At 69.9% G+C, this 13,071-nt stretch carries 13 protein-coding genes; 2 read left to right on the top strand and 11 right to left on the bottom strand.

Translation table 11 applies throughout. The features are described 5' to 3' along the window. Positions 1-101: 101 nt before the first annotated feature. The 4 genes from hisB to ABE454_RS11450 form a co-directional block, all read right to left on the bottom strand. A complete protein-coding gene (gene hisB, locus ABE454_RS11465; protein ID WP_346531780.1) occupies positions 102-1,535 on the bottom strand; it encodes an imidazoleglycerol-phosphate dehydratase HisB in 1,434 nt (477 codons plus the stop codon). A gap of 181 nt (positions 1,536-1,716) precedes the next feature. Continuing rightward, positions 1,717-3,024 (bottom strand): histidinol dehydrogenase, encoded by a 1,308-nt coding sequence (gene hisD, locus ABE454_RS11460; protein WP_346531778.1) that lies wholly within the window; start codon positions 3,022-3,024, stop codon positions 1,717-1,719. Further along, complete coding sequence (hisG, locus tag ABE454_RS11455; protein WP_346531776.1) at positions 3,024-3,905, bottom strand: ATP phosphoribosyltransferase; 882 nt, start codon at positions 3,903-3,905, stop codon at positions 3,024-3,026. The genes hisD and hisG overlap by 1 nt, the downstream gene beginning before the upstream one ends. A 9-nt stretch (positions 3,906-3,914) precedes the next feature. After that, positions 3,915-4,199 carry a YerC/YecD family TrpR-related protein gene (locus ABE454_RS11450; protein WP_112999704.1) on the bottom strand — a complete coding sequence of 95 codons (285 nt, stop codon included), beginning with the start codon at positions 4,197-4,199 and terminating at the stop codon, positions 3,915-3,917. A 116-nt stretch (positions 4,200-4,315) separates the two neighbouring features. On the opposite strand from ABE454_RS11450, the gene ABE454_RS11445 reads away from it, so the two are divergent. Next, positions 4,316-5,524, top strand: coding sequence for an NAD(P)/FAD-dependent oxidoreductase (locus ABE454_RS11445; protein WP_346531774.1), 1,209 nt, complete (start codon positions 4,316-4,318; stop codon positions 5,522-5,524). A gap of 5 nt (positions 5,525-5,529) precedes the next feature. Here the strand turns inward: ABE454_RS11445 and ABE454_RS11440 are convergent, their stop codons facing one another. From ABE454_RS11440 to ABE454_RS11420, 5 genes are all read right to left on the bottom strand, one after another. Further along, on the bottom strand, positions 5,530-6,615 hold the full coding sequence (locus ABE454_RS11440; protein ID WP_346531771.1) for an FAD:protein FMN transferase: 1,086 nt from the start codon (positions 6,613-6,615) through the stop codon (positions 5,530-5,532). 55 nt (positions 6,616-6,670) lie between these two features. Then, positions 6,671-7,186 (bottom strand): DUF2271 domain-containing protein, encoded by a 516-nt coding sequence (locus ABE454_RS11435; protein ID WP_346531768.1) that lies wholly within the window; start codon positions 7,184-7,186, stop codon positions 6,671-6,673. A gap of 11 nt (positions 7,187-7,197) precedes the next feature. Next, entirely contained in the window at positions 7,198-7,869 is a 672-nt protein-coding gene (locus ABE454_RS11430; protein WP_346531766.1) for a PepSY-associated TM helix domain-containing protein, read from the bottom strand. 62 nt (positions 7,870-7,931) lie between these two features. Then, positions 7,932-9,533, bottom strand: a complete 1,602-nt coding sequence (locus ABE454_RS11425) for an ATP-binding protein (protein WP_346531764.1) — start codon at positions 9,531-9,533, stop codon at positions 7,932-7,934. Positions 9,534-9,650: 117 nt separating this feature from the next. After that, positions 9,651-11,039, bottom strand: coding sequence for a UDP-N-acetylmuramate--L-alanine ligase (locus ABE454_RS11420; RefSeq protein ID WP_346531762.1), 1,389 nt, complete (start codon positions 11,037-11,039; stop codon positions 9,651-9,653). Between the two features lie 76 nt (positions 11,040-11,115). On the opposite strand from ABE454_RS11420, the gene ABE454_RS11415 reads away from it, so the two are divergent. Next, positions 11,116-11,955 (top strand): LD-carboxypeptidase, encoded by an 840-nt coding sequence (locus ABE454_RS11415; RefSeq protein WP_346531761.1) that lies wholly within the window; start codon positions 11,116-11,118, stop codon positions 11,953-11,955. Positions 11,956-12,082: 127 nt separating this feature from the next. Here ABE454_RS11415 and ABE454_RS11410 read toward each other — a convergent pair whose 3' ends face one another. After that, positions 12,083-12,574, bottom strand: a complete 492-nt coding sequence (locus ABE454_RS11410; protein ID WP_346531759.1) for a retropepsin-like aspartic protease family protein — start codon at positions 12,572-12,574, stop codon at positions 12,083-12,085. A 107-nt stretch (positions 12,575-12,681) separates the two neighbouring features. Continuing rightward, a complete protein-coding gene (locus ABE454_RS11405) occupies positions 12,682-12,906 on the bottom strand; it encodes a DUF1289 domain-containing protein (RefSeq protein ID WP_346531757.1) in 225 nt (74 codons plus the stop codon). Between the last annotated feature and the right edge of the window lie 165 nt (positions 12,907-13,071).

The raw sequence follows: 13,071 nt of genomic DNA, 5'->3' as shown, positions 1-13,071 counted from the left end.
CGCCCGCGCGACGATGGAGGATGAGGCAGGCCGCCCCCTCATCCGTCTCGATTCGCGAGCCACCTTCTCCCACGAGGGGAGAAGGAAAGCAGCGGGCGCCATCACAACACCCCCTTGGTGCTGGGCACCACATCGCCCTCGACCCGGATCGCCTGTCGCAGGGCGCGGCCCAGCGCCTTGAACACGGCCTCGGTCTTGTGGTGGTCGTCGTCGCCGGTGACGCGGACATGGACCGCCGCGCCCAGATTCTCGGCCAGCGACCGCACGACGTGCGCTGTCAGATCGGTGCGGTAATCGCCCAGCATCGGCGTGGCGAACGTCCCCTCGAATACCGGATAGGGCCGCCCCGACAGGTCGATCGACACCGCCGCCTCCGCCTCGTCCATCGGCAGGACGAAGCCGTAGCGGCCGATGCCGCGCCGCTCGCCCAGCGCCTGTTTCAGCGCCTGACCCAGCGCAATGGCGCAGTCCTCGATCGTGTGGTGCGGGTCGATATGCAGGTCGCCCTCGCACGCCAGCCGGATGGAGAATCCGCCGTGTGCCGCCACCTGTTCGATCATGTGGTCGAAGAAACCGACGCCGGTCTCGATCTTCACCGGCCCGGCGCTGTCCAGATCGACGGCGCAGACGATGCGCGTCTCCTTGGTGTCGCGGATGGCCTGACCCGTGCGATTGCGCCGTGCGCCGGGGCTGGCGGCGCCCAGCGCGGTCAGCAGGCGGTCGTTGACCTCAGGCTTCAGCGAAACGGGCAGGCGCAGCCGCTCGCCCGCCGGATCGGCGACCAGACCATAACGGCGCAGGGCATCCGCCGCGTCCGCCGGGTCGGAGGGTCTGGCGATGATGACCGGCCCGACCCCGGCCTCCAGCGCCATGATGCGCGACAGGGCCTTGGCGACGCGGGCGCGCTCGCGGCGTACGGCGCTGATGCGTTCGGCCGTCTCCATCATCCGCGACGGGTCCAGCGCCTGCATCGCCAGCCGTACCGAGACCTCGGGCAGGGCGTAGGGCTCCAACACTGCGGCCAGCCGCGCCAGCGTCTGCCCTTGCGCGACCGCCGCCCCGACCCGCGCCCCGGCCAGCCCATAGGCCAGCGACAGGCTGCGCAACACGACCAGATTGGCGTGGTCCTTCACCAAGGCGGCGGCCGACGGGGCGTCAGCGAACTCGACCAGCCCCTCGTCCACGACCAGTAGGGCAGGGGCGACGCGCTCGGCCATCTCGGCCACGGCCTCGGGCGAGCCGAGGGCTCGGATCACCACGGCGGCGGTGTCAGCGCCGTCGGCCGGGCGGGCGTAGAGGGCGGCCAGTTGCGTATAGGGCGCCGCGTCGGGCGCCTGCACCTTCAGCCCGTCCCGCGCGGCCAGGCGCCAGACCAGTTCCAGCCCGTGCGTCAGCCCGCGCGTCGGCAGCACCTGATCGGCGCCCACGCCATAGAGGGCGGCCATGCGGACAGTTAGGGCGGTCGGCTTGGCCGGATAGCGCTCCAGACCGTCGCCGCCGGAGACGAGCGGCGGATAGGGGGCGGGCAGCGTCATGACCCTTCTCCTGCGCCACATTGTCCTTCTCCCCTCGGGGGAGAAGGTGGCTCGCGTAGCGAGACGGATGAGGGGGCGGTGTCCGCGCACGCGACGGAAGAGGGCGAAGCCAGCACACCCCTCATCCGAGCGCCTCCGGCGCCCACCTTCTCCCACAAAGGGAGAAGGAAGAGATTCTGTGTCATCCTGCGCTCCTCAGATCGGCGGCTCTGGCGTGGGCCTCAAGGCCTTCCAGCCGAGCCAGTGCGGCGGCGACCGGGGCCAGGGCGGCGGCGCCCTGTTGGGTGACGGTCTGGACCGACATGGTCGTCATGAAGCTGGCGGTGGTGACGCCGCCCAGCGTCCGCGCCGCGCCGTCGGTCGGCAGGACGTGGCTCGGTCCCGCCGCATAGTCGCCTAGCGTTTCCGCCGCCCAGCGCCCGACGAAGACAGCGCCCGCCGCGTTGATCCGCTCGACCAACTTCTCGGCTTCCTGCGTCTGGATCGACAGGTGTTCGGGACCATAGAGGTTCGCGACGTCGCACGCCTCGGTCCTGTCGCGCACGCGGATGGCGCGGGCCTCGGCCAGCGAGGCGCGGGCGATGGCGGCGCGCGGCAGGCTGTCGACCTGGCGTTCGACCTCGGCGATGATCTCGCTCAGGGCCGTGCCGCTGTCGGAGACAAGGATGACCTGGGCGTCGGCGTCATGCTCGGCCTGACTGAGCAGGTCGGCGGCGACGATCTCGAAATCGGCGTCGCGGTCGGCGATGACCAGCAGTTCCGACGGTCCCGCAGGCAGGTCGCAGGCCGGACCGCCGGGCAGGGACGAGGCGTAACGCTTGGCCTCGGCCACATAGGCGTTTCCGGGGCCGAACAGCTTGTCGACCGGCGCGATGACGCCGTCTTCCAGTTCGGCGCCGAAGGTCAGGGCGGCGATGGCCTGCGCCCCGCCCAGCAGCCACAGGTCGTCCAGCCCAGCCTCGGCGGCGGCGGCGATCATGGCGGGGTGGACCGAGCCGTCCTTCGACGGCGGCGTCACGGCGACGCGCCGCCCGACCCCGGCCACGCCCGCCGGTATGGCCAGCATCAGCAGCGATGAAAACAGCGGCGCCGTCCCGCCCGGCGCATAAAGCCCGGCCGAGCCGATGGGCCGCCAGACCAGCTTGGACTTCACGCCGGGCGTCGTCTCGATGAAGGGCGTATCTTCGGGCCGGGTCGCCTGATGGAAGACCCGCACATTGTCGGCGGCGACGCGCAGGGCGCGGGCGGCGGCGGGCGGCAGGTCGTTGCGGGCCTTCGCGGCGGCGGCCTCGGTGATCGCGATACGGCGCGGCGGGGCGCCGTCCAGACGGGTCGCCCAGTCGCTCACGGCCTCGCCGCCGCGCGCCTGCACGTCGTCGAAAATCTCGCGCACCACGCTGGTGACGAAGCCCTCGGTGCGGCGCTGCGGGCGGGCCAGCGCCGCCTTGCGTCCGGCGGCGTCCAGTTGGTTCCAGTCGATACGCTTCATCACATCATCTTCTCGATGGGCAGGACCAGTATGGCCGAGGCCCCTTCGGCCTTCAGCTTCTCCAGCGTCTCCCAGAAGACCGCCTCCTGACACACGGCGTGGACGGCCACGGCGTCGTCACGTCCCGACAGCGGCATGACGGTCGGCGACCCTGCCCCGGGCAACAGGGCGGTGATCCGGTCCAGCGCCGCGCGCGGCGCGTTCAGCATCACGTATTTGGCGCCCTGCGAGGACACCACGCCCGCCATCCGCTCGACGATGGAGTCCAGCAGGTGCTGAAGCCCGGCCTCCGGCGGCGTCGGCGCCTTGATCAGCACGGCCTGACTGTCCAGCACCGTCTCGCGCGCGCTCAGGCCGTTGGCCTCCAGCGTCGCCCCGGTCGAGACCAGATCGCAGATGGCGGCGGCCAGCTTCAGCCGCGGGGCCACCTCGACCGCGCCGCGCATGGTGACGATGTCGGCGTCGACTCCCGCCTCATCCAGAAAACGGCGCAGGATCCTGGGGTAGGAGGTCGCGATCCTTAAGCCCTGCAACGACGACGGCCCGGCGTAGTCCAGCCCCGGCGGCGTCGCGATCTTCAGCGTGCAGCGACCGAAGCCCAGCGGCATGACGACCTCTGCGTTCGGCCCGCCGTTCTTCACCTCTTCCAGCACATTCTCGCCGACGATGCCCAGATCGCAGACTCCGTCCGCCACGAAGGTCGGGATGTCGTCGTCACGCACCCGCAGCAGGTCGATCGGATAGTTCTCGATCCGATACAGCAGGTCGTTGTTGCCCTTGACCACGCGCAGGCCCGCGTCGCGGACCAGATCGAGGCTGCGTTCGGCCAGACGGCCGGATTTCTGGACGGCGATGCGCAGCCGCCCCTGAACCGTGCTCATGATGTCAACTCAGGCTTTCAGTCTGTCCAGCACCAGACGATAGCCCTGGTGCGGCATGTCCTTCAGGGAGCGCGCGACGCGCACGACAGTGGTCGGGCTGGCCGGCGCCTCGGCGGCGATCTCGCGATAGGTCTTGTCCCCGGCGTCCAGCATCCGCGCCACCTGCCACCGCTCGGCCATGGCGCGCAGCTCGGCCGGGGTGCACAGGTCGGCCAGAAAGGCGTCCGCCTCCTCCCGCGTTTTCAGCGAGAGCAGGGCGTCCAGCAGTGCGGTCCTGGCGGCGTCGGTGCTCATGGTGCGTTCCATTATGCTGTAACGATGGAACGGTCAACCCGCTTTCCGGTCTGTCGTGCTCAGAATGGATGCAAAGACGGTGGCGCTTCGCATCCGGCGTCTCTATCTGCGCAGGCATGAGCAAGGTTCTGATCATTGGCGCGGGACACGCGGGGGGCTCGGCGGCGGCGCTGCTGAGGCAGTATGGGTATGAGGGCGAGATCGTCCTGGCGGGGCAGGAGGCGGCGCCGCCCTATCAGCGGCCGCCCCTGTCGAAAGCATGGCTGAAGGGCGAGGCGGGTCTGGAAGACCTGCTGCTGCGTCCCGAGAGTTTCTACGCCGAGCAGAACATCGCGCTGCGCACCGGCGTCACGGCGACCGCCATCGACGCAGGCGCTAAGACCGTGACCTTCGCCGATGGGGCGGTCGAGGCTTACGACACGCTGATCCTGGCCACCGGCTCGACGGCGCGCAAACTGGCCATTCCCGGCGCGGACCGGTTCGATCTGCTGGAGTTGCGCACCCTGACCGACGCCGAACGGCTGAAGGCGGTTCTCGCCCCCGGCAAGCGGCTGGCGGTGGTCGGCGGCGGCTATGTGGGGCTGGAGGCGGCGGCCTCGGCCCGCGCTCTCGGCGCCGAGGCGGTGGTGATCGAGCGCATGGACCGGGTGCTGGCCCGCGTGGCGTCGCAGCCCCTGTCGGCCTTCTTCACCGACCTGCACAAGAAGCATGGCGTCGAGATCCTGACCGACGCCGAAGTGGCGGGGTTCGAGGATGGGGGCGTGCGTCTGGCGGACGGCGATCTGATCGCGGCGGATGCGGTGCTGGTCGGCGTCGGCGCCTTCGCGTGCGAGGCTCTGGCGCGCACGGCCGGACTGGCGTGCGAAAACGGCGTGGTGGTCGATGCGACGGCCCGCACCCATGACCCGGACATCTACGCCATCGGCGATGTGACGCGGCGGCCGATCCCGGTCCACGGCGGCGTCATGCACCGGCTGGAGAGCGTGCCCAACGCCCTTGAACAGGCCAAGCAGGCGGCCTCGGCCATCGTCGGCCGCGCGGCCCCGGCGCCGGAGGTTCCGTGGTTCTGGTCCGACCAGTACGACGTCAAGCTGCAGATCGCGGGCGTGCCCTTCGACGCCGACCGCCAGCTGGTGCGCGGCGATCCGGCCGGGGGCGCCTTCTCGGTCTTCCACCTCAGCGGCGAGCGCATCGTCTGCGTCGAGGCGGTCAACGCCCCGGCTGACTTCATGGGCGGGCGCCTGCTGATCGGCAAGGCGACGCCGGTGGACGACGCCCTGCTGGCCGACCCGGCCGTGTCGATCAAGGCGGTGGCGAAGGCCTGAGGCCCTCAGTCGCCTGCGTCGTCCAGCATGGCGACGAAGGCGGGCGTCGGCTGCTCGATCAGGCCGCGCGGCGTGCGCTCGACGAAGCAGGCGGCCAGACCCATGGCCTCGGCGAACTCCGGCCCTTCAAGCGGACCCAGCACCGTCAGGGCGGTGGCCAGGGCGTCGGCGCGCATGGCCGAGGCGTCGAACACCGTGACCTGCGCCAGACCGTTGCCGACCGGCCGTCCGGTCGCGCCGTCCAGCGTATGCGGATAAAGCCGCCCCTCATGGCTGAAGGAACGGCGCCAGTCGCCCGACGTCGCCACGGCCAGATCGAACAGGGCGGCGATGGTGCGCGACGCAGGCGATGCGGGGACGGCCTCGATCTCGACCCACCAGGGCTGGGCGTCCGGCTTGACGCCGCGCCCCTTCAGTTCGCCGCCGATCTCGACCAGATGCGAGGTCGCGCCCATGGCGTCCAGCCGGGCCGAAACCCGGTCGACCGCATGGCCCTTGGCGATGCCGGAAAAGTCCAGCTTCATGCCTCCGATCTGGATCGCGGCGCGCGCCTCGCGGTTCAGACGCAGCCTGTTCCATCCCGACACGGCCAGCGCCGCCTCGACCTCTGCGTCCGAGGGCAGGGGCAGCAGCACCGGGCGCGGCCCCGGCGGCCCGAAGCCCCATAGATCAACCAGGGCGCCCAGCGTCGGATCGACCGCGCCGTTGACCTCATCGGCCATATCCAGCGCGGCGGTCAACAGGCTCCAGAAATCCTCAGACAAACCCACCGGCCCGGCGGGGGCGGCGTTGAAGCGGCTGATCTCGCTGTCAGCCCGCCACGGGCTGAAGGCGGCGATGACGCGGGCCAGTTCCTCTTCGACGGCGCTCTGGAAATCGTCCTGAGCAAAGCCCGACGCCGCGACCGGCGGCGGGACCAGACGCACCGACCAGCCCGTGCCCATTGTCTTGCCCGACAGCGACCAGATCAGATCGCTGGGCGGCCGTTCGGGCGCGCCGGTCATGGGCGGGATCAGGACGCGGTCGTCCCGTCGGCTGTCGTCCGGCCCTCCGATCAGGATCGGCGAGGGGGCGGAGGCGGATCGTTTCATGGGCGGCGCAACGGTCTGGCTGAAAGAGGCGAAGGCCCCTTATGACCGGGATCGCTCAGCGCGTCACGGCGACGCGCACGGCGCCCAGTTCGGACGCGCCGGTTCCTTCGGCCGTATTGGCCGCGCCCCAGCGGAAGGGCACGCGCACGGACTCGCGACCGCCCATCTCGCGCGCCGCCTCGACCACCAGCGTATACTGTCCCGCAGGCAGGGTGCGCAGACGCGCGCCCGGCACGCTCACGGCATGGCGCCCGGGCGCCTTGGTTGGGCCGGAGACGCCGTCGGCGGGCAGGCTCATCGCCCGGCCGCCCTTGCGCCACCAGGCGCGCAGGTCCTTAAGCCAGTCTGTGCCGTCGCCCTGGCTGTTGCGGCTGCCGGGATGATACCAGACGGCCAGCGTCTGCACGGCGCTCTGGTCCGGCTTCTCGATCCAGACGGCGACATAGGGGCGGTGATAGGCCGAGGTGTTGATGCGCGGCAGTTCGATCGACACCGACAGGTCGGCGGCCATGGCGGGGGCGGCGGCCGCCGTCAGACCTGCTGCGGTCAGAATCAGGGGAAGCGGACGCATGAGGCGGCTCCTCAATGGACGAAGAACAGGGCCAGCACGACCGGGATCAGCACCCCCAGACCGACCAGCGGCCAGGTCAGGGGCCGTCGCCAGCCGTGCAGCCACAACAGGCCCAGCCCGGTCAAAGTGAAGACGATGCAGGCCACGGCGAAGACGTCGATGAACCAGAACCAGACCGGGCCGGCGTTGCGCCCCTTGTGCAGGTCGTTCAGCCAGGCGATCCCCCCGCGCGTGGTCTTTTCATACAGGGCCTCGCCCGTCGTCCGGTCGATGGTCAGCCAGGCGTCGCCGCCGGGCATGGGCAGGGCGACATAGATTTCCTGCGCCGTCGTCTCGGTCGGCTTTCCGTTGATGCGGATGCTCAGGGCCTCGTCCGCCCAGCGCGCCACGGCGTCGGGGGCGGGGTCGGTCGTCTCCTGTGGAAACTGCGCCAGACGCGCCAGCAGCGGGGCGGGCAGGACGGCGGTCTGTTCGCGCACCACGGGCTCGGCCGGAATCTGCGCGGCATGGTTCAGGGTGACGCCGGTCGCGGCGAACAGCAGCAGGCCGACCATGCTGACCGCCGCCGATATCCAGTGCCAGCTCTGCAACTGCCTCAGCCAGAAGGCGCGCGCGGGCGGCCGTGTGGCCTTGGGTTTCGGCCGGGCGGCAGGCTTTGAAGGGGGAGCGGCGGCGTCGGTCACGCCGACGGCCTTGCCATAGAATGCAAATGACTTGCAACCGCGGCTGTCGCGCCTTGCGTCGTTCAGGCGGCGCGGGCGGGCGGATCGTGCGCCAGGACCAGACGGATGGCGTTCAGCAGGGCTTCGGGCTGGATCGGCTTCTGCGCCACCCCGTTCATGCCCGCCGCCAGATAGTCCGCCTCGTCGCGCGGATCGGCGTTGGCCGTCAGCGCCAGGATCGGCAGGGCGGCGGCGGGACCGGGCAGGGCGCGGATGGCGCGGGTGGCGGCGACGCCGTCCAGCACCGGCATCTTCACATCCATCAGGATCAGGTCGAACCGCGCCGCCGCCGCGCGCTCGATCGCCTGACGGCCGTTCTCGGCGGTTTCGTGCGTGCAGCCGAACAGCTCCAGCACCTGGCCCGCGACAAAGCGGTTGGCGGCGTTGTCGTCCACGACCAGCACATGCAGCGTCGCATGGCTGGTCGCATCGGCCATGGCGGCAGGGCGGCGAAGGCCGTCCGCCTGGGCCAGCGGCAGTTGCAGGTCGAAGCGGAAGCGCGCTCCGCCCCGGGGCGAGCGTTCGATGCTCAGACGCCCCTCCATGCGGTCGACGATCTGACGGCAAATGGCCAGACCCAGTCCGGCCCCGGCGCCGTGTCGTTCCGCCTCGCCCGTGTTGAAGGGTTCGAAGATGGCGCGGGCGGCGTCTTCGCTGACGCCCGGGCCGCTGTCGTCGACCGTGGCCGACAGGCGCACCTGTCCGTCTTCCAGCGCGGTGGTCAGGCGCACGTCGACAGCGCCCTCCTGCGTGAATTTCAGGGCGTTGCCGATCAGGTTGTTCAGCAACTGCTTCAGCCGCATCTCGTCGCCGATGATCCACCGGGCGGCGTTCAGGTCGCCATGGACGCGCAGGTCCAGCGCCTTTTCCTCGGCGCGGGGGCTCCACAGGGCCGACAGGTCCGCCATCACCGCCTGAAGGTCCAGCGGAGCGGGCTCCAGAGTCAGCATCCCGGCCTCGGCCCGCGACATGTCCAGCGCGTCTGTCAGCAGACGCAGCAGGCTGCCGCCGGAATCCAGAATGGTGCGGACGTGGGGGCGCAGATCCTCCTGCGTCAACTGGCGCTCCATCAGGGCGGCCACCCCCAGCACCCCGTTCAGCGGCGTGCGGATTTCATGGCTCATGACGGCCAGAAACTCGGACTTGGCCCGGCTGGAGGCTCGGGCCTCGGCCTCGGCGCGGACCAGGTTCTGGGCCAGTTCGGCCATGGCCTCGGCGCGGCGCCTGTGAATCTCCACCCCGGCCTGAAGCACATGCAGACCCGCGCCGACCCCGACATAGCGGCCGCGCGACACGACGATGAAGCCTTTCAGCAGGGCGCCCAGCCCCGCCGCGTCCATCGAGGCGAACAACACATCGGCCGAGGCGCCGGCCTCGACCACCATCGGATGGGGGTCCATCAGGGCCGAGACGGGGCGGCGCACATAGAGGGCGCGGCCGAACTCGGCGGCCATTTTCAGGGTGAAGGCGTTGCGCTCGATCAGGCCGACGGGCCGTCCGTCGGCGTCGGCCACGGCGATGACCAGGGTTTCGGGCTCGGCCTCGAAACGGGCCAGGGCGTCCGCCCCCGGCGCGTCCGGCGCCATGGGCGCCGAGGCGTCCACGAAGTCTCCGATCCTGGCCATATCCAGCCGCCCCCTGCGCTTTGCCGCAACAGGGTTAGGCCAGGGCGCTTAACAGGCGATTTGCCGGAAGTGAACGTTTTGAAAGGTTAATTTGACGAATGATCCGGCAACGGATCGTCAAACCCGCGCCAGCAGCTCGGCCGCGAAGGTTGACAGGCTGTCGTCGCGGGCGCCCATCACCACCACTCGGTCGCCGGGACGGGCGATCTCGACGATGCGGTCGCCGCAGTCGGCGCGGGTCTCCAGCGCCTGCGCCTGACGGCCCGCCGCGCGCACGCCTGACGCAATGTCCTCACTGCCGACGCTGCGGTCGGTGGTGCCGCCGTAATAGACCGGCTCGGGCATCAGCAGCACGTCGTCCGGCCGCATCAGTCCGGCGAAGCCCTCGATGAACTCCTGCTTCATCAGCTTCAGCGGGCCGAAGCCGTGCGGCTGGAACAGGATCAGCAACCGCCCGTCAAAGGCGTGCAGGGTCTTCAGCGTGGCGGCGATCTTGTCCGGGTTGTGGGCGAAGTCGTCGATTATGGTGACGCCGTCTTTCGTCCCCACAACCTCCAGCCGCCGCCGGATGCCGCTGAAGGTCTCCAGCGCCGCGACCGCCTGATCCATGCCGACGCCCAGCGCCCTGACTGCGCCCAGCGCCGCCAGGGCATTGGCGACATTGTGCGCGCCCGGCACGTTCAGCCTCGCCGCCCGCGCCGCCTCGCCGCGCACGCGCAGTTCGAAGGTCATGCCGGTCGGCAGGGGCTCAAGCTCATGCGCCGACAGGTCCGCCTCTTCCTCGCCCAGCGCGAAGGTGATCGCCTTGCCGGGCGCCAATGTCTGGGCCAACGCCGCCGTCTCGGGGTTGTCGAGGTTCAGCACCGCCGTCGTTGATCGCCCGACGAAGCCGCCGAACAGGTCGCGCAACTCCTCCATCGACTTGTGGTCCAGCGAGATGTTGGAGACGACCGCCACCGTCGGATCATAGCGGGCGATGGAGCCGTCGCTCTCGTCCACTTCAGCAACGAACAGGTCTGGTCCGCCGACCAGGGCGCTGGCGAAAGGCTGATCGGGCGTGGCGAAGTTCTTCATCACCGCCCCGTTGACCACGGTCGGCGCGCGCCCGGCCTGATCCAGAATCCAGGCGACCATGCCGGTGATGGTCGACTTGCCGCTGGTGCCCGCCACGCCGATCGAGTTCGGGGCCGCATTGAACAGTTCGCTCAGCAACTGGGGCCGGGTCTTGATGACGGCGCCGATGCGCTTGGCAGCCCCGATGTCGGGCACCGTATCCTCGACCGCGCCGGTGGCGACGACCACCTGATCCTTGCTGACCACGCCTGATCCGTTCTGCGGGTGCAGGGCGACGCCGTGGGCGCGCAGCCAGTCGAACTTGTCGGGCGTGCGGCCCTGATCCAGCGCCCGGTCCGACCCCGCGATGCGGTTCCCCTGCGCCTGAACGATCATGGCCAGCGGCATCATGCCGGAGCCGCCGACGCCGCAGAAGAAATAGTCTTTGTTCATCGGCTTGATTTCAATGCGGGAAAGCGGGGAATGTCCGGCCTGACTAGCACGCGAGACGCTCAAGGCCACCCCGTCCATGCAGACCAGACCCTTCCGAATCGGCGTCGTCAACGCCAGCTCCCGCCTCGATCCCGCGCGGGGCGAGGCGATCCGGGCCTGGGCGGCGGCGAACTGGCCGGACGGCGAGATCGAACTGGTGCTGCATCCGGCCCTGCATGAGGTCCATGGCCATTTCGGCGGCGACGACGCCACCCGCGCCCGCGCCTTCGTCGAGACGGCCAACGATCCCGACATCGACGCCGTCTGGTTCGCGCGCGGCGGCTACGGCGCCTGCCGCATCGCCGAGGCGGTGATCCCTGAACTGACCGCCCATGCCTACGCCAAGCGTTACCTCGGCTATTCGGATGCGGGCAGCCTTCTGGCGGCGCTGTATCGCGCAGGCTTTCCTCATGTGGCGCACGGGCCGATGGCCTCGGACGGATCGCGCAACGACGCCACGGGGCGCCGCGCCGTGAACTGGCTGCGCACCGGCGACCCGGCCTCGCTGGAGCCGTCCCTGTTGAGCGACCCGCGCCCGGCGGCGGCCTTCAACCTGACCATCCTCAATGAACTGGTCGGTACGGCGATTGAGCCGGACCTGTCAGGCCACGTCCTGATGCTGGAAGAGGTGTCAGAGGCCCTTTATCGCGTCGACCGGATGATGTTCCACCTGACGGGGCAGGCCTCGATCCGCCGGGTGGCGGGCATCCGTCTGGGCCGGGTGTCGGACGTCACCGTCAACGATCCCGACTTCGGCATGACGGCCGAGGAGATCGCGCGCCACTGGTGCGTGCGGGCGGGCATTCCCTATCTGGGCGCGGCCGATATCGGCCACGACCCGGCCAACAAGATCGTCCCGTTCGGCCCTCGTCGCTGACCATTCTCGTCATCCCGGCCGTAGCGAAGCGCAGAGCCGGGACCGCCATGAGCGCCGCCGTCGATGTGTGCGGGGGGGCCGGATAGCGGCTGCATGGCTTCCGGGATGACAAAAGGGGGAGAGGGCCTCAGCCTTTCAGGATCAGCCCGTCCGGCCGCGCCTCAAAGGCCGACAGCCGCCCCAGATAGCTCATCCCCAGCAGGGCGGCGGGCATGTCGCGGTCGATGACCAGCGCTTCGACCGAGGTCATCTCCACCCCCGCCACCGACAGGGATGTCAGCAGCACCCGCGCGGCCGGAACCTGACCCGAGGCGGTGTTCAGCGTCTGGTTGAAGTCATGCGGTTTCAGCCGCACGCCCAGCCGTTCGGCGTCGGCGCGGCTCAGCGTCACCACGCTGGCGCCGGTGTCGACCAGCATCCGCATCGGCCGTCCCTCGACGGTCGCCTCGGCCCAGTAATGGCCGTCGGCCGCGCGCGTCACCGACGGCGCCTCTTTCATGGCCACGGCGGCATAGGCCTGCGCCGGGCCTTCCCACCACATCAGGGCGCCGATGCAGGCCGACGCCGACGCCAGGGCGGCGGCGAAAACAACAAGAGAGCGCGGGTCAAAGCGGATCATGCAGCGGACTATGGCGCCTTGATCTTCCCATGCGGTGAAGCGACGTGGCGAACGAAAGGTTGACGACGCCCGCCCTTCGCAAGACGGCCTTCATTCGCCCCCGTCGCTCATTCCCCCAGCAGGCGTGGATCGATCCGTCCCTTGCGCCCCGGCAGGTCGGTCATGACGGCGGCGCGGGCTTCGTCGGTCATCCGGCTCCAGGTCGCGATTTCCTGCAGGGTGCGGAAACAGCCCAGACACAGGCCCGAGGCGCCGTCGACGGTGCAGACCATGACGCACGGACTGGCGACCGGTCGGGGCGGCGTGCGCGGCGGGGGAGGGGCTTCGCTCATGGTTCGTGACGCTATCGCAACATTGAGTCCGGGAACGGACTATAATTCTTGACTTTTTCCACAGGGCGGCTATCTTCATCCTCGACGCGAAACGACTGACAGGGTGAGAGTCCCAAAAAGCACGACGTGTCTTCTTTCATCGTTCAACGAAAGGAGACGCCAAAA

Origin of the sequence: Brevundimonas diminuta (assembly GCF_039673845.1) — a bacterium.
GTDB lineage: Bacteria > Pseudomonadota > Alphaproteobacteria > Caulobacterales > Caulobacteraceae > Brevundimonas > Brevundimonas diminuta_E.
This window is presented reverse-complemented; position numbering and strand designations above follow the sequence as displayed.

Coding starts and splice junctions, on each gene's coding strand:
- hisB (WP_346531780.1), bottom strand. CDS start 1,535: ATGACGCTGCCCGCCCCCTATCCGCCGCTCGTCTCCGGCGGCGACGGT.
- hisD (WP_346531778.1), bottom strand. CDS start 3,024: ATGAAGCGTATCGACTGGAACCAACTGGACGCCGCCGGACGCAAGGCG.
- hisG (WP_346531776.1), bottom strand. CDS start 3,905: ATGAGCACGGTTCAGGGGCGGCTGCGCATCGCCGTCCAGAAATCCGGC.
- ABE454_RS11450 (WP_112999704.1), bottom strand. CDS start 4,199: ATGAGCACCGACGCCGCCAGGACCGCACTGCTGGACGCCCTGCTCTCG.
- ABE454_RS11445 (WP_346531774.1), top strand. CDS start 4,316: ATGAGCAAGGTTCTGATCATTGGCGCGGGACACGCGGGGGGCTCGGCG.
- ABE454_RS11440 (WP_346531771.1), bottom strand. CDS start 6,615: ATGAAACGATCCGCCTCCGCCCCCTCGCCGATCCTGATCGGAGGGCCG.
- ABE454_RS11435 (WP_346531768.1), bottom strand. CDS start 7,186: ATGCGTCCGCTTCCCCTGATTCTGACCGCAGCAGGTCTGACGGCGGCC.
- ABE454_RS11425 (WP_346531764.1), bottom strand. CDS start 9,533: ATGGCCAGGATCGGAGACTTCGTGGACGCCTCGGCGCCCATGGCGCCG.
- ABE454_RS11420 (WP_346531762.1), bottom strand. CDS start 11,039: ATGAACAAAGACTATTTCTTCTGCGGCGTCGGCGGCTCCGGCATGATG.
- ABE454_RS11415 (WP_346531761.1), top strand. CDS start 11,116: ATGCAGACCAGACCCTTCCGAATCGGCGTCGTCAACGCCAGCTCCCGC.
- ABE454_RS11410 (WP_346531759.1), bottom strand. CDS start 12,574: ATGATCCGCTTTGACCCGCGCTCTCTTGTTGTTTTCGCCGCCGCCCTG.
- ABE454_RS11405 (WP_346531757.1), bottom strand. CDS start 12,906: ATGAGCGAAGCCCCTCCCCCGCCGCGCACGCCGCCCCGACCGGTCGCC.